This window comes from Sphaerotilus sp. FB-3, assembly GCF_023706025.1.
GTDB lineage: Bacteria > Pseudomonadota > Gammaproteobacteria > Burkholderiales > Burkholderiaceae_C > Sphaerotilus > Sphaerotilus sulfidivorans.
Map to the genome: position 1 here is coordinate 53,916 of NZ_BQWE01000031.1, position 17,373 is coordinate 71,288.

Genomic DNA, 17,373 nt, shown 5'->3' on the forward strand with positions numbered 1-17,373 from the left:
GCCGCTCAGGCCGCGCGGCGCAGCGCCCGGCGGGCGCGGCCGCGGCGGGTGTGGCGGAACAGGTCCTTCGGATCATCGGCAGAGGGCACCAGCTCGATCGTCTCGCCCAGGCCGAGCGCCTCGGCGCGCTCGGCCACCAGCCGCAGCGTCGAGAAGTCCTCCAGCGCGAAGCCGACCGAATCGAAGACCGTCACCTGGTCCGCCCGCTGGCGGCCCTCGGCCTGTCCGGCCAGCACCCGCCAGAGATCCACGACGGGAAAGTCGGCCGGCAGCTGCTGGATGTCGCCCTCGATGCGGGTCTGCGGCTCGTATTCGACGAAGACGCGGGCGGCGCGCAGCACGTCGGCATGCAGCTCGGTCTTGCCGGGGCAGTCGCCGCCGACGGCGTTCAGGTGCATGCCGGGCTCGATCAGGTCCGGCGTCAGGATGGTGGCGCGGGTCTTGTCGGCGGTGATCGTCGTGACGATGTCGGCGCCGCGCACCGCCTCGCGGGTGCCTGCGGCGCGGCGCACCCGCAGGCCCGGTGCAGCCTGCGCGAGGTTGCGCATCAGCTTGTCGGTCGCGGCCGGGTCGACGTCGAAGGCGACGATCTCCTCGATGCCCAGATGGGCGTGAAAGGCCAGCGCCTGGAACTCGGCCTGCGCGCCGTTGCCGATCAGCGCCATGCGGCGCGCGTCGGGCCGGGCCAGCGCACGCGCCGCCATCAGCGAGGTCGCGGCGGTGCGCAGCGCGGTGGCCAGCGTCAGCTCCGACAGCAGCACCGGCCAGCCGGTGTCGACATCGGCCAGCACGCCGAAGGCCATCACGGTGTAGAGGCCGCGCCGGGTGTTGGCCGGGTGGCCGTTGACGTACTTGAAGGCGTAGCGCTGGCGGTCGGCCGCCGGCATCAGCTCGATCACGCCGACCTCGGAATGGCTGGCCACGCGGGCCGACTTGTCGAACTCGGGCCAGCGCACGAAGTCGGCCGCCAGCGCATCGGCCAGATCGCCGAGAAAGGTCTCGAGGCCGCATTCGGCCACCAGGTCGGCCATCGTGGCCACGTCGATGAAGCGGGTCATGGGGGACTCCCCTGCCGGAAAGATTGCGGGATGACGGGCATTCTTCCGGTGCCTGCGGCCAGAAAGAAGCCCACAGACCGATCGAAGCGATCGCAAAATCGAGCGTTTCGCTCACCCGATTGCGCAACATGAGCACACCCAGCCTGGACGAGACCGACCTGAAGCTGATCGCGCTGCTGCGCCGCGACGCCCGCACGCCGGTGGCGGCGCTGGCGCGCGCGCTGGGCGTGACCCGCGCGACGGTGCAGAACCGCATCGCGCGGCTGGAGCGCGAGGGCACGATCGTCGGCTACACCGTGCAGCTGCGCCCGGACGTCGAGCGCCATGCGATCCGCGCGGTGATGAGCATCGCGGTGGAGGGCAACCGCGCCGCCGAGGTTCGCCACGCGCTGACCGGCCACCCCAGCGTGGTGGCGCTGCACACCACCAACGGCCGCTGGGACCTGATCGCCGAGCTGCGCACCGACAGCCTGCAGGCCTTCGACCAGGTGCTCAACACGGTCCGGCTGCTCGACGGCATCTCGACGACCGAGACCAGCCTGCTGCTGGGGACCTACAAGTAGGCGTGCCGCGCCAGCTGCTCGGCCAGCAGCAGCGCCGCCACCGCGATCATCGCCACGCCCGACAGGCGACTGACCCGGCGTGCGGCCGCCGGTCGGGTGCGCAGCACCAGCCGCGAGGCCACCGCCACCAGCGAATAGACCACCGCGCAGTTGAGCATCTGCACCAGGCCCAGCGCGCCGATCTGCAGCTCCACCGCCCAGGGCGCCTGCGCGCGGGTGAACTGCGGCAGCAGCGCCAGCATCAGCAGCAGCGCCTTCGGATTCATGCCGCTGACCAGAAAGCCGCGCCGCACCCAGTCCCGCGGACGATCCGCCGCCCCCTGCCCCGCTTCGGGCACCGCCGGATGGCGGATGACCTGCGCGCCCAGCCACAGCAGATAGGCCGCGCCGGCCAGGCTCATCAGCGTCAGCAGCTCCGGGTGCCGGGTCACCAGCGCGCCGACCCCGGCCGCCACCACCAGCGTGATCGCCAGATAGCCCAGCAGCATGCCGGCGATCGCCGGCGCGATGGCCCGCTCGCGCAGACCGGCGGCGATCGCGTACGCCCAGTCGGCGCCGGGCACCAGCACCAGCGAGATCGACACGGCCCAGAACGCGAGCAGCAGAGCGGCAGACATCGTGGCTTTTCCTTTCATCCTTGCCAGGGATCGTAGGAATTCCGGCCGGGAAAGTGCTGCCGATCTTTCCCGCCACGACGCGCATCCTGAGTAGAATTTTCCGCATGGACGCGATTGACCGGAAGATTCTTGCCGAGCTGCAGCAGGACGGGCGCATTTCTGTCACCGACCTGGCGCAGAAGGTGGGCCTGAGCCTGTCGCCCTGCCACCGCCGGCTGCGCGCGCTGGAGGCCGGCGGCGTGATCACCGGCTATGCGCCGAAGATCGACGCGGCGGCGGTCGGGCTGCAGTTCTCGGCGATCGTCTTCGTCTCGCTGCGCGACACCAGCGGCGAGAGCGTGCAGGCCTTCGAGGAGGCGGTGCTGGGCGTGCAGGCGGTGATCCGCGCCGAGCGCCTGTTCGGCGACCCGGACTTCATGCTCCATGTCGTGACCCGCGACCTCGGCGCCTTCCAGCTGCTGTACGACCGCGAGCTCTCCAGGCTGCCGGGCGTGCTGCGCCTGTCGTCCACCCTGGTGATGAAGAGCATCGTCGCGGACCGGCCGCTGCCGCTGTGAGCGGCTGACACGGCCGCTTCACCGCGCTGTCACCCCCGCTTTACAGAATCTCCGTCGACATCGACACGCACGGAGACCCCTCATGCGCATCCGCATCCGGATCCTGGTGGCCGCGGCCACGCTCTCGCTGCTGCAGGCCTGCGGCGGCGGCGACGACGACGCCACCCCGGCGCCCGCCGCCGCGCCCTACAAGACCCTGAGCGGCGCGGCCCCGCTGGTCATCGGCCACCGCGGCGCCAGCGGCGAGCTGCCCGAGCACACGCTGGCGGCCTACGAGCGCGCGATCGCGCGCGGCGCCGACTTCATCGAGCCCGACCTGGTGCTGACCAAGGACGGGGTGATGATTGCCCGCCACGAGCCGATGCTCGACGACACCACCGACGTCGCGACCAAGTTCGACGCCAGCCGCAAGACCACGAAGCTGGTCGACGGCGTCTCGACCACCGCCTACTTCGCCAGCGACTTCACGCTGGCCGAGATCAGGACGCTGCGCGCGAAGCAGTCGCGCTCGACCCGCTCCAGCGCCTTCGACGGCCTGTACGAGATCCCGACGCTGGCCGAGGTGATCGCGCTGGCGCAGACCGAAGGCGCCAAGGTCGGCCGCAGCGTCGGCATCTATCCGGAGATCAAGCACTCGACCTTCCACAAGGGCCTGTTCGGCGCCAATGTCTTCGAGGACAAGCTGCTCGCCACGCTGCACCCGATCTACGGCAACAGCGCGAGCGCGCCGGTCTTCATCCAGTCCTTCGAGGTCTCGAACCTGCAGTACCTGCGCACGAAGACGAAGATCCGCCTGGTGCAGCTGATCGACGCCGACGATGTCAAGGACGACGGCTCGATGTCGCTGGTGGCGCCCTACCGCCAGCCCTACGACTTCGTGGTGTCGGGCGACACCCGCCAGTTCTCCGACCTGCTGACCAGCTCGGGCCTGGACTTCGTCAAGACCTACGCCGACGCGATCGGCCCGTGGAAGCCCTATCTGGTCAAGACGGTCAACGATCAGGTCGACCGCAATGGCGACGGCAAGATCACGATCAACGACCGCCGCGTCGACGGCAGCACCGGCGTGATCGAGATGGCGCACGCCAAGGGCCTGATGGTGCACACCTGGACCTTCCGCGACGACGCCAGCGGCTACGGCTTCGCCGATCCGAAGGCCGAGATGCAGTACTACATGAAGCTCGGCGTCGACGGCGTCTTCACCGATTTTCCCGCCACTGGCGTGGCGGCGCTGAAGGGGCTCTGAGTCCGCCCCAGGTCGCCCCGCGGCCTGGAACCTTCAGGCGGCCCGCAGCGCCGGCACGGCCTGCTGCTGGCGCGCCTGGCCCAGGCGCCCGAGCCGCTCGGTCACGCCGAGCACCTGGCCCGGCATCACGGCGGGAATGGCGATGTCCATCAGCGCCAGCAGGGTCGGCGCCACGTCCAGGTTGCTGCAGTCAGGGAGGCGCTGGCCGGCGGCGACGCCGCGGCCGAAGAAGGCCAGCAGACCGTCCGGATGGTGCATGCCCTGCTTGACCGTCGGCGCGTCCACCGCCATCAGCTCGGTGATCGGGAAGCCTTCGGCGCGGTCGCCCGGCGCGCCGGGAAAACGGTAGCGCCAGCGGCCGCCGGCCTGCGTCAGCCCGAGCGGAGTCAGGGTCAGGATGGCCTCGGTTTCCTGCACGACGAAGGCCGCCTCGCGCTGGCCATCGCCATTGCCATTGCCCTCGCACTCGCGCCAGGCGTTCTCGAACAGCGCCTTGATCGCGGCGCGGCGCGCCGGATCGGCGACGCGCAGGTTCCACTGCGGCACCATGGTGGGCACCACCTCCGAGATGCCGTCGCGGCCCACCACCGCCAGCAGCCGCTCGATGTCGCGCACCCGCACGATCACCTTGCCCTCGCGGTAGCGCTCGCTGATGTAGGGCTGCTGGCCCATGCTGGAGGCCACCACCAGCACGGTGTCGTCGTCGATCGCCGCCATCGCCCGGCCGATCAGCTCGTCGCACAGCCGGTAGCCCTCGGGCACCGCCTGGCCGTAGCCGCGCCGCTCCTCGGGCGAGGACTTGACCGGGAAGACGCCGTCATCCCAGGCACGCCAGTAGTGGTGCATGAAGTGCGCGGCATGGTTGCTGTGCCATGTGGCGAAGTCGGGACGCTCCCGGCGGTACAGCGCCGAGAAGATGTCCCAGTTCAGCCGCGGCTGCAGCAGCACCCGCCGCCAGCGCTCGGCGCTGCCCAGGCGCTCGCCGACCAGCTGCCGGGCCACATGCGCCATCGTCGACAGGCTCAGCCCCATGCGCAGCAGCGCCAGGCCGGTGGCGGCGTTCTCGGCCAGCGTCGGCGCGCGGGTGGTGCGGTTGTGGACCTGGGTGTAGCGGCGGTTGATCGCCTGCACCGGCTCGAGCCGCGAGGGCCAGGTCGCGTCGCTCGGCGCAAACGGTCCGGGCACGACAAAGCCGTCGAGCGGCGGCGGCGGGTAGGAGCTGATGCTGCCGAACACGCCGACCCGACGGCCGGCCTCGGCAGCGTGATGCCACAGCCGCGGCGCCGCGATCGAATCGGAGGACTGCTCCAGCACCGAGGCGCCATGCACCGCCGGCGGCACGCCGGTGTGCAGCGTGACCCAGGTGATCCAGGGATCGAGCAGCGGCGGGCGCTCCACCGCCGACTGCACCGCCCAGGCGCCCTGCTGGCGCAGCCGGCGGAAGTTCGGCAGGAAGTCCTCGCCTCGCTGCTCGATCAGCCGGTCGACCACGCGCCAGTTGATCTCGTTGAGCTCGACCAGCAGCACCTTGTGCCTGACATCCATCTGCATGTGCATGCGTCCCCCTGGTGGGCGCATTGAAGCCAGCAGAAGGAAATCTTCAAAGTACCGGATGTATCAGGGCGTTTTTTTCCATCTCTCCAGCAGGTCCAGAAACCACCCGCTCATTCGCGGGATGGCAACAAGGCCTGATTCAGGCGTGATCCGCCCGAGGGCCGGCCGGACACGGATTTCATCCGTCTGACAGCGCCCGATCTGAACCTTTTCCGATGACAAGCGGAGCGACCCTGCCCTGCGGGCCCGGACACGGTGAAACAAATTGACACGAAGCGGCTGGCCGGCTGAAAAAGAGGCTCGCCTGATGAGCCACCCAGTCCGGATCGTCCAGCGGCAGATCATGCCCAGCCTGTGCATGCTCGAGCAGCGGCACCTGCCAGGTGCGGGCCAGCCGGCGGCTGCAGGCGGGATCGACCAGCCGGTCGCCCGCGCCGGCCAGCAGCAGCAGCGGCACAGGCGGCGCCTGCTCTGGCGCATGAAAGCGCGCCGCGGCCAGCAGCTGGCGCAGCACATTGCTGTGGCGCACCGGCCAGGCCTGCTGCCAGCCGACCCAGTCGTCCAGCAGCGCTTTCACCCCGGGCGAGTCGGCCGCGATGCGGCTGGTCAGCGCCAGGATGGCCGCTTCGCGCTCGGGCAGGGACATCAGGCCGAGCTGGCTGCGCAGCAGCACCGGCCAGGCGCGCGGCCGCAGGCGCTGCCAGAAGGGATTGAGCGGCCGCACACTGGTGTTGATCAGCACCATGCCGGCCAGCTCGCCGGGATGGCGCTGTGCCCAGGCGATGGCCACCATCGCGCCCAGCGACATCGCCAGCAGATGCAGCGGTCGACCGCCCAGGCCTGCCGCGCCCAGCTGCGCGCGGACCTGCTCGCGCAGCGGCTCGACCATGTCCTCGACCCGGCTGGCGCAGGTCTGCAGATGCGCGCGGCCGTTGCCCGGCAGATCGGGCTTCAGCAGCAGAGGCCGCTCGCCCGACCAGGCCCGCGACAGCCGCGCCGGGAAATCGCCCCAGTGGCGCGCATCGCGGCCCAGCCCGCGCAGCAGCACGCAGACCGGCGCCGTGCCTGATACCGCCACCGACGCACCCGCCGAAACCCGCTCAGGCCAGCGTGACGCCATCTCGCTCAGATCCATCATCGATCGCCTCATGATCGGGATTCACGTTCGGGATTCATGCTCGGGATACCAGTGGGCCAGCGCCGCGCGGCGACAGCGTTCGCGCTCGGCGCCCTGCGGCAGCCACAGCGCATGGCCGCTGGCCGCCCGGGTCAGGAAATCCAGCCAGCCGATGTGGCGGCGCAGCACGCGCTGCTGCCGGTGCGCGATCAGCGGGTTGAACAGGCCGTCGCGCGAGAAGAGCTGGCGCGGGTTCTTGCGCACCCACAGCCAGGAGCCCATCTCCAGCGTCAGCGACAGGAAGACCGCGCGGGCGTCGCGCGCCTGCGCGCCCAGGCTCAGGTGATCCCACAGGTCGCCGTGCGCGAGGTAGAGCCGGCTCTGCGGCTCGAAGACATAGGGGTGATGCACCTGGCTGGCATCGAGCAGCGCCTTCAGCGCATGCAGCTCCGGCAGCCACCCGATCGGCTCGCGGCGGCAGGCGTACGGAAACCAGATCCGGTCATGCAGCCCGAAGCCGGAATGGCAGTCCACCGCCAGGCTGAAGGGCCGGCCGAGCAGTTCCTGCTCGACCACATCGCACAGCGCCTGGCTCTCGGCCTGCATCGGCGCACCGGCCGGGCCGCGGTACCAGGGCAGGGCCGCACTCAGGCGCTGGCCGCCGACCAGGAAGGGCACCCGGCCGACGGCATCCTGCGGCGCATTGCGCATCAGGTCGACGCCCTGCGGATTGGCGCGCGTGCCCAGCCACAGCCCGCCCGGATTGACCAGCGGCATGAAGACCAGCCTGAGCGACTCGAGCTGGCGCTGCTGCACCCGGTCCCAGGGCAGGCGGCTGACCAGCGTGCGCAGATAGGCCAGCACCACCTCGGCGCCGATGCGCTCCAGGCCGTGCACGCCGCCGAACAGGCCGACCGCCGGCGCCTGCGGATCCTCGCTGCCCATCGTCACCACCGGCACCGGCAAACGGCGGCCCGCCACCTCGACCTCGCAGGCGGTGCGCACCCGAACCCAGGGGCCGGCCTCGGCAATCAGCCGCTCCAGCTCGACCAGCGCAGCCAGCTCCAGCCGCGCTGCCTGCCGATGGACCTGATCTGCTGCCGTCACTCCGCCCTTTCCGTGCTGCTCGTTCGTGCAGCTTCTTCTGTCGTCTTCGGGTCGGACAGGCTAGCAACCGGAAATGACAGAACCGCGACAGCTCGAACACGTCACGGCGCTGACACCGGCGCCCGCCACGATCGCGCCTTTCCCCACCCGCCCAGGAGCCCGCCATGACCCGCGCCCGCCTGCCTCTCACGATGCGCGTGCTGACCCATCCGCTGCTGATCCTCGGCGCAGCGGCGCTGGCCGGCGCCGTGGAGATCTTCGCCCTGTGGAAATGTCGCCGCCAGCGCCAGCGCTGAGCTGTGGACAAGTCGAAAAATGCAGCAGGCTGCGCGGCCGTTCTTGCGATCGAGTCCTGTGGACAAGTCTGTGCATAACTCTGATGATCGTGTGCACAAGCATGATATTTCCTGTGGACAAGTTGATCTCCTGAATCGAGCCATCAGATTTTTTATCCAATTGAATCAATGACTTGCCATCAAGTCCCCGGTTTTTCTGGACAAGTCTGTGCATGACCTGAAGAGAAGCTGTGCACAGCTTCGATGATCTGACGGCTTCTGGCTCACCTCCTTGTGATGACCTGTGGATAAATCTGTGGACAAGATTGTGGAGAACTGAGCCTCGCCGCTGATCTTCATGCGCAGAACGCCGCACGGCGGCCCGCTGACGACAGGCCGCCGTGCTGTGGATAAGATGCCGTCGCCCCCCTGGCTTTCCGACTTTTCGATCAGGAGCGACGACATGGCGACCCCTCTGCCTTCCCTGTTCTGGACCGCGCTGGATACCCCGCTCGGCACGATGATCCTGGCGGCCCGCGGCCGGGACGAGCGGGCTGCACTGGCCGGCGCCTGGTTCGTCGGCCAGCGCCATTTCGACGGACCGCAGGCCGACTGGCAGCGCGACGATCATCACCCGCTGCTGCGCGAGGCGGCCACCCAGCTGCACGACTGGCACGCCGGCCGGCGAATCGACTTCGACCTGCCGCTGGCGCCCGAAGGCAGTGCCTTCCAGCAGAGCATCTGGCAGGCCCTGAGCCGCATTCCACATGGCCGCACCTGCAGCTACGGCGAGCTGGCCGCCGCGGTCGGACGCCCGGGTGCAGCCCGGGCGGTGGGGGCGGCCACCGGACGCAATCCGCTGTCCATCCTGGTGCCCTGCCACCGGCTGGTCGGGCGTGACGGCGCCTTGACCGGCTATGCCGGCGGCCTCGAGCGCAAGCGCCAGCTGCTCGCCTTCGAGGCCGCCACAGAGCGCTGATTCCTCCTCGGAGCCCCATGGGGACGATTGATCAATAATTCAGCCATTTTCTTGATTCCTGTTCTGGCTTCAACCCCAGGAAAAATGGCTCTGAACGATCGTCTGGCAGCGCTCCTGCCCTGTTTTCCGCTGCGCGCCGGGCCGCTGTCCGCCCTGGATCTGACCCAAGGGTCGCGGGTGCTGGCCGATTCGGGCCGTCTGCATCTGCTGCTGCGCGGTCCGGTGCAGATCGAGGGCGATGGCGAGGATGCCGAGCGCCTGCCGCGCGAGCAGTGGCTGCAGCCGGTGCTGGTCTGGCTGCCGGCCCCCGCCCGCCATCGGCTGATGCCGATGAGCGACCAGCCGATGCAGGCCTTCGATGTGCCTGTGGATTTCGGCGAATCCGGGCTGAATCCGCTGCTCGACGCACTGCCGCACCGGCTGGTGCTGGCGCGGCGCGATCTGCCGGCCGCGATGGGCGCCACGCTGGCCCTCATCGTCGAAGAGGTCGAAGGCCAGGGCTGCGCGCACGCGCCCATGCTGTCGCGGCTGGTGGAGGTGCTGCTGCTGCAATGGCTGCGCCATCAGCTCGACCGGATGCGCGGCGGCAGCGGCAGCCTGCTGGCCGGCCTGAGCGATCCTGCGCTGCGCCCGGTGCTCGATGCGATCCACCGCCAGCCGGAGCATGCCTGGTCCCTGGCGGAACTGGCCCGGCTGGGCGGCCTGTCGCGCACCGCGCTGGCCGAGCGCTTTGCCCGCGTCGTCGGCCAGCCGCCGGGCGACTATCTGCTGGACTGGCGCCTGCGCCGCGCCCGGCTGCTGTTGCGCGAGGGCCTGGGCGTGGCCGAAGTGGCCACGGCCGTCGGCTATGGCTCGGCCGCGGCACTGACCCGCATCTTCAGCCAGCGCCTGGGGCAGGCTCCGGCGCGCTGGCGGCAGGAGCAGACCGTCCGCTCCAGGGTGTCAGCACAGTGACGCGCAACGACTGAGATCGCGCCTCACGCGCGCTCACATCCCGGCCTTCGCGCTCGGCCGGGCGGCGACGCGGTCCCGCCAGGCCTGAAGGTTGGGCAGACCCTGCTCGCCGGGCTGCCAGCGCATCAGCCCGCGCACGAACTCGATCGCGCAGAAGGCGGTGATGTCGGCGATGCTGAAACGATCGCCGGCCCACCACGGGCGCGTCGCCAGTTCGGCATCGAAGACCTGGGCGAACTCGCGCAGCTTGCCGGCCTGCGCCGTAGCGAAGTCCGGAAACTGCGGCTGCTCCAGCGGCGCCAGGCCCGGATGGCCGTGGCGGATCCAGTTCGCGATCGGCAGCAGCAGGTGGAACTCGGCGCGGCGGTCGTGCATCTCGATGAAGGCCCGCTCGTCGACATCCGAGCCCATCAGGTTCGGCTCGGGGTGATGGCCCTCGATCCAGGCACAGATCGCGCGGGTCTCGCCAAGACAGCGGCCGTCGTCGAGCTCCAGCACCGGCACCCGGCCGAAGGGGCTGCGCGCCAGCAGCTCGCCCGAGCGGTTGGCAACGCCATCCAGCGCGACCTCGACCGTCTCGATCTCCAGGCCCTTCTCGGCCAGGAACATGTGAACGCGGCGCGGGTTGGGCGCGCGGCGGGTGGTGTGCAGTCTCATCGCGGGTCTCCTCGGTTCGGAACTCACAAGCATGAGGGCGACCTCAGCCCGCGTCAGTCCGCTGCGCGACGCCCCGGCAGCTCATGAGCCGGGTCCGGGTCCGTCTGCGGACAGGTCTGATCCTCCAGATGCCCGAGCCAGCGCAGCGCCTGCTCGCGGCTGCTGCCGCACATGTCCTCGTCCGGCTGCAGGCCGCCGCAGACCGCCGGGCGCTCCGGTCGGCCGAAGAGGCGGCAGCGCAGTTCCTCGTCGAGCTGCACGCAGGGCACGCCCGCCGGCTTGCCGTCCGGCATGCCGGGAATCGGGCTGGAGATCGAGGGCGCGATGCAGCAGGCGGCGCAGCGAGGACGACATTGCATGGTGACCTGATCGTGCCACACTGCGGCCTCCCCTTCAGCGAGGCCCTTCACGTGAAATTGCCCCAGTACAACCCTGCCGTCGACAATCCGCCGCTGACCGAGCAGGAGATGGACGAGCTCGACGAGCTGCTGTCCTTCATCGAGGCCGAGGATGCGGTCGCCGACATGGAAAGCCTCGACGGCTACCTGACCGCACTGCTGCTGTCGCCCGCGCTGCCCGAGGCCGATGTCTGGGTCACGCGCGTCTGGGGCGGCCAGGATCCGGCGAAGGCGCCCTTCGGCAGCGGCAAGCAGACCAAGAAGGTCGCCCAGCTGGTGCTGCGTCATCTGGCCTCGATCGACCGCCAGCTGCGCGCCGATCCGGAGACGCTGGAGCCGCTGTTCGGCATCGCCGAAGTCGAGGCCGAGGACAGCGACGAGGTGCAGGAGATCGTCGATGCCGAGCTGTGGTGCATCGGCTTCCTGCAGGGCACGGCCATGACGCCGGAGCACTGGAACCGCATCTTCGATGACGCCGAGCTGGCCGACGCGCTGACCCCGATCGTGCTGCTCGGCAGCGATCCCGAGACCCTGACGCCGCAGCAGCAGGAGCTGGTCGGTTCGCCGGAAGGCCGTGACACGCTGAGCCGCCAGGTGCCGGACGCGATCGCCGAGCTGGCGCGCCACCCGCTCTGCGCCAAGGCTTGAGCATATCTATCGCAGCCATTTGATAGTCTCATCCAATGATGCAGGTCGGCATGGGAAGATGCCTCCATCGCCATCCCGCCCGCATCACCAGGACAAGGAGACCCTCATGGCCAAGTCAGCGACCTTCGGCGTCATGCACATCGGCATCGCCTTCGGTGTCAGCTACTCGCTGACCGGCAGCTGGACCATCGCCGGCGCGATCACCTTCGTCGAACCGGTGGTCAACACCGTCGCGCACTACTTCTTCGACCGCTGGTGGAACCGGCGCGAGGACAGCGGCGAGATCGTCGCCGCCTGAGGCCACCCCGATGCTGACGCGGAACGCGGTCAAACCTAGAATAGAAGGTTTGTCCGCGCGCCCCGCGCGGGCCCCATTTCAGGGAGCCCGTGATGCTCTACCCCCAGGAATTTGACGTCATCGTCGTCGGCGGCGGCCACGCCGGCACCGAGGCCGCACTGGCCGCTGCCCGCATGGGCTGCGCCACGCTGCTGCTGACCCACAACATCGAGACCCTCGGCCAGATGAGCTGCAACCCGTCGATCGGCGGGATCGGCAAGGGCCATCTGGTCAAGGAGGTCGACGCACTCGGCGGCGCGATGGCGCTGGCCACCGACGAGGGCGGCATCCAGTTCCGCATCCTCAACTCGAGCAAGGGCCCGGCCGTGCGCGCCACCCGCGCGCAGGCCGACCGCATTCTCTACAAGGCCGCGATCCGCCGCCGCCTGGAGAACCAGCCCAACCTGTCGATCTTCCAGCAGGCAGTCGACGACCTGATGGTCGAGGGCGATGGCGAGGGCGCACGCGTGGTCGGCGCGGTCACGCAGATCGGCATCCGCTTCAAGGCGCGGGCGGTCGTGCTGACCGCCGGCACCTTCCTGGACGGCAAGGTCCATGTCGGCCTGCAGAACCACCCGGCCGGCCGCGCGGGCGACCCGCCGGCGGTGAGCCTCTCAAGCCGGCTGAAGGAGCTGAAGCTGCCGCAGGGACGGCTCAAGACCGGCACGCCGCCGCGCATCGACGGCCGCTCGATCGACTTCTCGAAGTGCGAGGAGCAGCCTGGCGATCTCGACCCGGTGCCGGTGTTCAGCTTCCTCGGCTCGGCCGACCAGCATCCGCGCCAGGTGCCGTGCTGGATCACGCACACCAATCTGCGCACGCACGAGATCCTGCGCAGCGGCTTCGACCGCAGCCCGATGTTCACCGGCGTGATCGAAGGCGTGGGCCCGCGCTACTGCCCGTCGATCGAGGACAAGATCAACCGCTTCGCCGACAAGGACTCGCACCAGATCTTCCTGGAGCCCGAGAGCCTGACGACGACCGAGTTCTATCCGAACGGCGTCTCGACCTCGCTGCCCTTCGATGTGCAGCTGGCGGCCATCCGCTCGATGGCGGGCCTGGAGAACGCCTACATCACCCGCCCCGGCTACGCGATCGAGTACGACTACTTCGACCCGCGCGAGCTGCAGTCGAGCTTCGAGACGAAGGCGATCCGCGGCCTCTATTTCGCCGGCCAGATCAACGGCACCACCGGCTACGAGGAAGCCGCCGCGCAGGGCCTGTTCGCCGGCATCAATGCCGCGCTGCAGGTGCGCGAGCAGGGCCCCTTCACGCTGCGCCGCGACCAGGCCTATCTGGGCGTGATGGTCGACGACCTGATCACCAAGGGCGTGACCGAACCCTATCGCATGTTCACCAGCCGCGCCGAGTTCCGGCTGCAGCTGCGCGAGGACAACGCCGACCTGCGCCTGACCGAGCTGGGCCGCACCATCGGGCTGATCGACGACGCCCGCTGGGAGGCCTTCAACCGCAAGCGCGACGCCATCGCGCGCGAGAGCGAGCGGCTGAAGTCGACCTGGGTCTTCCCGGCCATCCTTCCGGCCGAGGCGGCCGAGCCGCTGCTGGGCAAGGCGATCGAGCGCGAGTACAGCCTGGCGGACCTGCTGCGCCGCCCCGGCATCACGCACGACACGCTGACCCAGCTGATGCAGACCACCGACCGGTACCGCCCGAACCCGGCACCGGAACTGATCATTTCACGTGAAACGCTCCAGTCCCAGCTCGGTGCCACGCTGGCCGACGCGGTGATCGAGCAGGTCGAGATCGCCACCAAGTACGCCGGCTACATCGACAAGCAGAACGACGAGGTGCAGCGTGCCAGCCAGTACGAGCACCTGAAGCTGCCACCCGAGCTGGACTACGCCCAGGTCACCGCACTGTCCTTCGAGGTCAGGCAGAAGCTCGACCGCCACCGCCCGGAAACGCTGGGCCAGGCCTCGCGCATCTCCGGCGTCACGCCGGCGGCCATCTCGCTGCTGCTGGTCCATCTGAAGAAGAACCGCTTCCGCGGCTTCACCCCGCAAGGAGCCGTCGATGTCGATGCAGCCTGAACTCCGGCCTGAACTTCTGCGCGGTGCCGATGCACTCGGCTGTGCGCTCGACGAGGCCCAGGCCGATCGCCTGCTCGGCTACCTGGACCTGATGGCACGCTGGAACAAGGTCTACAACCTGACCGCGCTGCGCGACCCGGCACAGATGCTGACGCACCATCTGCTCGACAGCCTGGCGGTGGTCGCACCGCTGCGGCGCCACCGTGCGCAGGCGCCCGGCGCGGACACGCTGCTGGATGTCGGCAGCGGTGGCGGCCTGCCCGGCGTGGTGCTGGCCGCCACCGATGCGGCGCTGAAGGTGACCTGCGTCGACGCGGTGCAGAAGAAGGCGACCTTCGTGCGCCAGGTCGCCGCCGAGCTGCGTCTGCCCAACCTGCAGGCGCTGCACGCCCGCGTCGAGACGATCACGACGCAGCGCTGGCCGGTGATCACCGCACGCGCCTTCGCCTCGCTGCCCGACATCGTCGCGCTCACCCGGCCGCTGCTGGCCGAGGGTGGCGTCTGGATGGCGATGAAGGGCCAGCATCCGGCCGACGAGATCGCCGCGCTGCCGGCGGACATCGAGGTCTTCGCGATCGAGCCGCTGACGGTGCCGGGCCTCGGCGCCGAGCGCTGCATCGTCTGGATGCGACCGCGCTGAGCGGCCGAGCCTCGCCATGCACGGCATCGCCGACTTCTGGGCCTTCTGCGCCGCCATCGTCGTCTTCCTGGCCCTGCCGGGGCCGGGCACCTTCGCGCTGCTGGGCGCGACCTCGAAAGGCGGCTTCAGGGCAGGCGCGGCGGCCACCCTGGGCCTGATCCTGGGCGACCAGATCCTGCTGTGGCTGGCGGTGGCCGGCGTGGCGGCGGTGCTGGCGGCGCATCCGGCCTGGTTCGAGGCGATCCGCTGGGCCGGCGCCGGCTACCTGGGCTGGATCGGCTGGAAGCTGCTGCGGGCCCGCGCGGGCGAAGCCGCCAGCCCGGTCGAGATCACGCCTGGCCGCTACCTGCGCCAGGCGCTGCTGATCACCGTGCTGAACCCGAAGGCCATCGTGTTCTACATGGCCTTCTTCCCGCTCTTCATCGATCCGGCCCGTCACCAGGGCCTGCCGACCTACGCAGCGATGGCGCTGACCATCGCGCTGATCACCGCGCTCTGGTGCCTGACGCTGTGTGCCTTCGCCGAGCGCATCGCCGCGCGGGTGCGTGCGCATGCGCGCATCGGACTGGCCTTGCAGCGCCTCGCCGGCCTGTGCATGATCGGCTTCGGCCTGCGCCTGCTGCGCAGCTGAGGCCGCCACAAGAACCACATCCTCTCTCTCCACGACCCATGGCACGCATCTTCTGCATCGCGAACCAGAAAGGTGGCGTCGGCAAGACGACCACCACCGTCAATCTGGCCGCCGGTCTGGTCCGCATCGGCCAGCGCGTGCTGGTGGTCGATCTCGACCCGCAGGGCAACACCACGATGGGCTCGGGCCTGGACAAGCGTGCGCTCGAGGCCACCGTCTATGACGTGCTGATCGGCGCGGCGCCGGCCGCCGACGCGATCCAGCATGTCGAACGGGTCGGCTACGACGTGCTCGGCGCCAACCGCGAGCTGGCGGGCGCCGAGGTCGAGCTGGTCGAGATCGATCAGCGCGACCGCCGGCTCAAGCTCGCGCTGGCCGAGGTCCAGGACGACTACGACTTCATCCTGATCGACTGCCCGCCCTCGCTGAGCCTGCTGACCCTCAACGGCCTGACCTGCGCACACGGCGTGATCGTGCCGATGCAGTGCGAGTACTTCGCGCTGGAGGGCCTGTCGGACCTGGTCAACTCGATCAAGCAGGTGCACGCCAACCTGAACCGCGAGCTGCACCTGATCGGCCTGCTGCGGGTGATGTTCGACCCGCGCATGACGCTGCAGCAGCAGGTCAGCGACCAGCTGCAGGCGCACTTCGGCGACAAGGTCTTCAAGACCATCATCCCGCGCAATGTGCGCCTGGCCGAGGCGCCCAGCTACGGCCTGCCCGGCGTGATCTTCGATCCGACCGCCAAGGGCTCGCTGGCCTTCATCGAGTTCGCGCGCGAGATGGTCGAGCGGGTCGGCCTGCACGGCGGCCGGGGCAGCGCTGCGCCAGCGCCTGCACCGACCGCGAAGCGCAAGGCCTGAGCGCGGTCAGGCCGGCGCGAAGCGCCAGACGCCGTCGGCGCCGCGCAGCCGGCGCAGATCGCCCGACAGCCACAGCGCATGCAGATGCGCGATCGCCTCGCCCATCGCGAAGGTGGTCTGATGCAGGTCGAGCGCACGCCGGAACAGCACCGGCAGGATGTCCGAGGCCGAGCACGGCGCCTGCGCGCAGGCGCGCAGCACATCGGCCAGCCGCTCCTCATGGTGCTGCTGCAGCTGCGCGATGCGCTCGTGCAGGCCGCGGAAGGGCTTGCCGTGCGAAGGCAGCACCAGCGTCGTCGCCGGCAGCCGGCGCATGCGCTCCAGCGAGGCCAGGTAGAGCGGCAGCGGATCGGCCTCGGGCTCCAGGTCGATCACGCTGACATTGGTCGAGATGCGCGGCAGCACCATGTCGCCGGAGATCAGCAGGCCCAGCGCCTCGCAGTGCAGGCTGATGTGCTCGGGCGAGTGGCCGTGGCCGGCATGGCAGGTCCAGACATGCTCGCCGATGCGCAGCGCCTGGCCGTCCATCAGCCGGCGGAACTGGCCCGGCACCTCCGGCACCATGCTGCCGTAGTAGTTGCCGCGCTCGCGCACCTTCTGCTGCGCGACCGGATCGACCAGGCCGTGGCTGCCGAAGAAGGCCGCCGCCGCCTCACCGCCGAAGCCGGTGGTCTGGCGCGAGGCGGTGCGCGCGGCGTTCCAGTCGGTGGCGCTGATCCACAGCCGGCAGGGCTGCTCGGGGGTGCTCCAGCGCTGGGTGATCCAGTGCGCCAGACCGATGTGGTCCGGGTGCATGTGGGTGACGATGACCCGCAGCACCGGCAGACCGTCGAGCCCCTCGGCGAAGATCTGCTCCCAGGCCTGGCGGGTCAGGTCGCTGGTGATGCCGCAGTCGACCACCGCCCAGCCCTCTCGGCCGTCGGGACCGGCCTCGCGGTCGCGCAGCAGCCACAGGTTGATGTGGTCCAGCGCGAAGGGCAGACCCATGCGCACCCAGCGCACGCCCGGCGCGATCTCCAGCGTCGTGCCGGTGGCCGGCAGCTGGTCGCCGAAGGGATAGGAGAGCTGATGTTCCAGCGGATTGGCCATGGAGAACTCCGGGCTAGACTATGACTTACGTT

Annotated in this window: 20 protein-coding genes; 12 read left to right on the forward strand and 8 right to left on the reverse strand. The window is 69.8% G+C overall.

Annotation, left to right across the window (positions count from 1 at the left end):
* Positions 1–5: 5 nt before the first annotated feature.
* Complete coding sequence (locus NFT33_RS12275) at positions 6–1,058, reverse strand: ornithine cyclodeaminase (protein WP_251675671.1); 1,053 nt, start codon at positions 1,056–1,058, stop codon at positions 6–8.
* Positions 1,059–1,186: 128 nt separating this feature from the next.
* On the opposite strand from NFT33_RS12275, the gene NFT33_RS12280 reads away from it, so the two are divergent.
* The gene (locus NFT33_RS12280) at positions 1,187–1,621 is read left to right on the forward strand and encodes an Lrp/AsnC family transcriptional regulator (protein ID WP_180692987.1); all 435 of its coding nucleotides are present in this window, start codon (positions 1,187–1,189) and stop codon (positions 1,619–1,621) included.
* On the opposite strand, the gene NFT33_RS12285 is transcribed toward NFT33_RS12280, so the two are convergent.
* Complete coding sequence (locus NFT33_RS12285) at positions 1,612–2,238, reverse strand: LysE family translocator (protein WP_251675673.1); 627 nt, start codon at positions 2,236–2,238, stop codon at positions 1,612–1,614. The two genes, NFT33_RS12280 and NFT33_RS12285, sit on opposite strands and share 10 nt — an antisense overlap.
* Before the next feature lie 104 nt (positions 2,239–2,342).
* Between NFT33_RS12285 and NFT33_RS12290 the strand changes: the two genes are divergently transcribed.
* The gene (locus NFT33_RS12290) at positions 2,343–2,795 is read left to right on the forward strand and encodes an Lrp/AsnC family transcriptional regulator (protein ID WP_149505047.1); all 453 of its coding nucleotides are present in this window, start codon (positions 2,343–2,345) and stop codon (positions 2,793–2,795) included.
* Positions 2,796–2,877: 82 nt separating this feature from the next.
* Entirely contained in the window at positions 2,878–4,041 is a 1,164-nt protein-coding gene (locus NFT33_RS12295) for a glycerophosphodiester phosphodiesterase (RefSeq protein WP_251675675.1), read from the forward strand.
* A 33-nt stretch (positions 4,042–4,074) separates the two neighbouring features.
* On the opposite strand, the gene NFT33_RS12300 is transcribed toward NFT33_RS12295, so the two are convergent.
* From NFT33_RS12300 to NFT33_RS12310, 3 genes are all read right to left on the reverse strand, one after another.
* Positions 4,075–5,598: an alkaline phosphatase family protein gene (locus NFT33_RS12300; RefSeq protein WP_251675677.1), complete on the reverse strand. Its 1,524-nt coding sequence runs from the start codon at positions 5,596–5,598 to the stop codon at positions 4,075–4,077.
* 175 nt (positions 5,599–5,773) lie between these two features.
* Positions 5,774–6,745: an alpha/beta fold hydrolase gene (locus tag NFT33_RS12305; RefSeq protein WP_251675679.1), complete on the reverse strand. Its 972-nt coding sequence runs from the start codon at positions 6,743–6,745 to the stop codon at positions 5,774–5,776.
* Positions 6,746–6,754: 9 nt separating this feature from the next.
* On the reverse strand, positions 6,755–7,819 hold the full coding sequence (locus NFT33_RS12310; protein ID WP_251675682.1) for a M14 family zinc carboxypeptidase: 1,065 nt from the start codon (positions 7,817–7,819) through the stop codon (positions 6,755–6,757).
* Between the two features lie 164 nt (positions 7,820–7,983).
* On the opposite strand from NFT33_RS12310, the gene NFT33_RS19170 reads away from it, so the two are divergent.
* The 3 genes from NFT33_RS19170 to NFT33_RS12320 all read left to right on the forward strand — a co-directional run bounded on the left by NFT33_RS19170 (position 7,984) and on the right by NFT33_RS12320 (position 10,027).
* A complete protein-coding gene (locus NFT33_RS19170; protein ID WP_256365861.1) occupies positions 7,984–8,115 on the forward strand; it encodes a hypothetical protein in 132 nt (43 codons plus the stop codon).
* A 442-nt stretch (positions 8,116–8,557) separates the two neighbouring features.
* On the forward strand, positions 8,558–9,073 hold the full coding sequence (locus tag NFT33_RS12315) for a methylated-DNA--[protein]-cysteine S-methyltransferase (RefSeq protein ID WP_251675683.1): 516 nt from the start codon (positions 8,558–8,560) through the stop codon (positions 9,071–9,073).
* 84 nt (positions 9,074–9,157) lie between these two features.
* Positions 9,158–10,027, forward strand: a complete 870-nt coding sequence (locus NFT33_RS12320; RefSeq protein ID WP_251675685.1) for an AraC family transcriptional regulator — start codon at positions 9,158–9,160, stop codon at positions 10,025–10,027.
* 33 nt (positions 10,028–10,060) lie between these two features.
* On the opposite strand, the gene NFT33_RS12325 is transcribed toward NFT33_RS12320, so the two are convergent.
* A complete protein-coding gene (locus NFT33_RS12325) occupies positions 10,061–10,684 on the reverse strand; it encodes a glutathione S-transferase family protein (protein WP_251675687.1) in 624 nt (207 codons plus the stop codon).
* 53 nt (positions 10,685–10,737) lie between these two features.
* On the reverse strand, positions 10,738–11,043 hold the full coding sequence (locus tag NFT33_RS12330) for a YkgJ family cysteine cluster protein (protein WP_251675689.1): 306 nt from the start codon (positions 11,041–11,043) through the stop codon (positions 10,738–10,740).
* A 51-nt stretch (positions 11,044–11,094) separates the two neighbouring features.
* Here NFT33_RS12330 and NFT33_RS12335 point away from each other — a divergent pair, with 51 nt between their 5' ends.
* The 6 genes from NFT33_RS12335 to NFT33_RS12360 all read left to right on the forward strand — a co-directional run bounded on the left by NFT33_RS12335 (position 11,095) and on the right by NFT33_RS12360 (position 16,252).
* Positions 11,095–11,730 carry a UPF0149 family protein gene (locus NFT33_RS12335; RefSeq protein ID WP_149505041.1) on the forward strand — a complete coding sequence of 212 codons (636 nt, stop codon included), beginning with the start codon at positions 11,095–11,097 and terminating at the stop codon, positions 11,728–11,730.
* 106 nt (positions 11,731–11,836) lie between these two features.
* Positions 11,837–12,028: a DUF2061 domain-containing protein gene (locus NFT33_RS12340; protein ID WP_149505040.1), complete on the forward strand. Its 192-nt coding sequence runs from the start codon at positions 11,837–11,839 to the stop codon at positions 12,026–12,028.
* Positions 12,029–12,120: 92 nt separating this feature from the next.
* Positions 12,121–14,118 (forward strand): tRNA uridine-5-carboxymethylaminomethyl(34) synthesis enzyme MnmG, encoded by a 1,998-nt coding sequence (gene mnmG, locus NFT33_RS12345; RefSeq protein ID WP_251675691.1) that lies wholly within the window; start codon positions 12,121–12,123, stop codon positions 14,116–14,118.
* Positions 14,108–14,758, forward strand: coding sequence for a 16S rRNA (guanine(527)-N(7))-methyltransferase RsmG (rsmG, locus tag NFT33_RS12350; RefSeq protein WP_251675867.1), 651 nt, complete (start codon positions 14,108–14,110; stop codon positions 14,756–14,758). Before mnmG ends, rsmG begins: the two co-directional genes overlap by 11 nt.
* A 16-nt stretch (positions 14,759–14,774) precedes the next feature.
* Positions 14,775–15,389, forward strand: a complete 615-nt coding sequence (locus NFT33_RS12355) for a LysE family translocator (protein ID WP_149505037.1) — start codon at positions 14,775–14,777, stop codon at positions 15,387–15,389.
* A gap of 38 nt (positions 15,390–15,427) precedes the next feature.
* A complete protein-coding gene (locus NFT33_RS12360; RefSeq protein WP_149505036.1) occupies positions 15,428–16,252 on the forward strand; it encodes a ParA family protein in 825 nt (274 codons plus the stop codon).
* Positions 16,253–16,258: 6 nt separating this feature from the next.
* On the opposite strand, the gene NFT33_RS12365 is transcribed toward NFT33_RS12360, so the two are convergent.
* Positions 16,259–17,341 (reverse strand): MBL fold metallo-hydrolase, encoded by a 1,083-nt coding sequence (locus tag NFT33_RS12365; protein WP_251675693.1) that lies wholly within the window; start codon positions 17,339–17,341, stop codon positions 16,259–16,261.
* Between the last annotated feature and the right edge of the window lie 32 nt (positions 17,342–17,373).

What these genes read in the sequence shown, in the direction of transcription:
- NFT33_RS12295 (WP_251675675.1), top strand. Translation starts at nt 2,878, where the DNA reads ATGCGCATCCGCATCCGGATCCTGGTGGCCGCGGCCACGCTCTCGCTG.
- NFT33_RS12315 (WP_251675683.1), top strand. Translation starts at nt 8,558, where the DNA reads ATGGCGACCCCTCTGCCTTCCCTGTTCTGGACCGCGCTGGATACCCCG.
- NFT33_RS12330 (WP_251675689.1), bottom strand. Translation starts at nt 11,043, where the DNA reads ATGCAATGTCGTCCTCGCTGCGCCGCCTGCTGCATCGCGCCCTCGATC.
- NFT33_RS12365 (WP_251675693.1), bottom strand. Translation starts at nt 17,341, where the DNA reads ATGGCCAATCCGCTGGAACATCAGCTCTCCTATCCCTTCGGCGACCAG.
- rsmG (WP_251675867.1), top strand. Translation starts at nt 14,108, where the DNA reads ATGCAGCCTGAACTCCGGCCTGAACTTCTGCGCGGTGCCGATGCACTC.
- NFT33_RS12275 (WP_251675671.1), bottom strand. Translation starts at nt 1,058, where the DNA reads ATGACCCGCTTCATCGACGTGGCCACGATGGCCGACCTGGTGGCCGAA.
- NFT33_RS12285 (WP_251675673.1), bottom strand. Translation starts at nt 2,238, where the DNA reads ATGTCTGCCGCTCTGCTGCTCGCGTTCTGGGCCGTGTCGATCTCGCTG.
- NFT33_RS19170 (WP_256365861.1), top strand. Translation starts at nt 7,984, where the DNA reads ATGACCCGCGCCCGCCTGCCTCTCACGATGCGCGTGCTGACCCATCCG.
- NFT33_RS12360 (WP_149505036.1), top strand. Translation starts at nt 15,428, where the DNA reads ATGGCACGCATCTTCTGCATCGCGAACCAGAAAGGTGGCGTCGGCAAG.
- NFT33_RS12340 (WP_149505040.1), top strand. Translation starts at nt 11,837, where the DNA reads ATGGCCAAGTCAGCGACCTTCGGCGTCATGCACATCGGCATCGCCTTC.
- NFT33_RS12280 (WP_180692987.1), top strand. Translation starts at nt 1,187, where the DNA reads ATGAGCACACCCAGCCTGGACGAGACCGACCTGAAGCTGATCGCGCTG.
- NFT33_RS12300 (WP_251675677.1), bottom strand. Translation starts at nt 5,598, where the DNA reads ATGCACATGCAGATGGATGTCAGGCACAAGGTGCTGCTGGTCGAGCTC.
- mnmG (WP_251675691.1), top strand. Translation starts at nt 12,121, where the DNA reads ATGCTCTACCCCCAGGAATTTGACGTCATCGTCGTCGGCGGCGGCCAC.
- NFT33_RS12290 (WP_149505047.1), top strand. Translation starts at nt 2,343, where the DNA reads ATGGACGCGATTGACCGGAAGATTCTTGCCGAGCTGCAGCAGGACGGG.
- NFT33_RS12305 (WP_251675679.1), bottom strand. Translation starts at nt 6,745, where the DNA reads ATGAGGCGATCGATGATGGATCTGAGCGAGATGGCGTCACGCTGGCCT.
- NFT33_RS12320 (WP_251675685.1), top strand. Translation starts at nt 9,158, where the DNA reads ATGGCTCTGAACGATCGTCTGGCAGCGCTCCTGCCCTGTTTTCCGCTG.
- NFT33_RS12355 (WP_149505037.1), top strand. Translation starts at nt 14,775, where the DNA reads ATGCACGGCATCGCCGACTTCTGGGCCTTCTGCGCCGCCATCGTCGTC.
- NFT33_RS12325 (WP_251675687.1), bottom strand. Translation starts at nt 10,684, where the DNA reads ATGAGACTGCACACCACCCGCCGCGCGCCCAACCCGCGCCGCGTTCAC.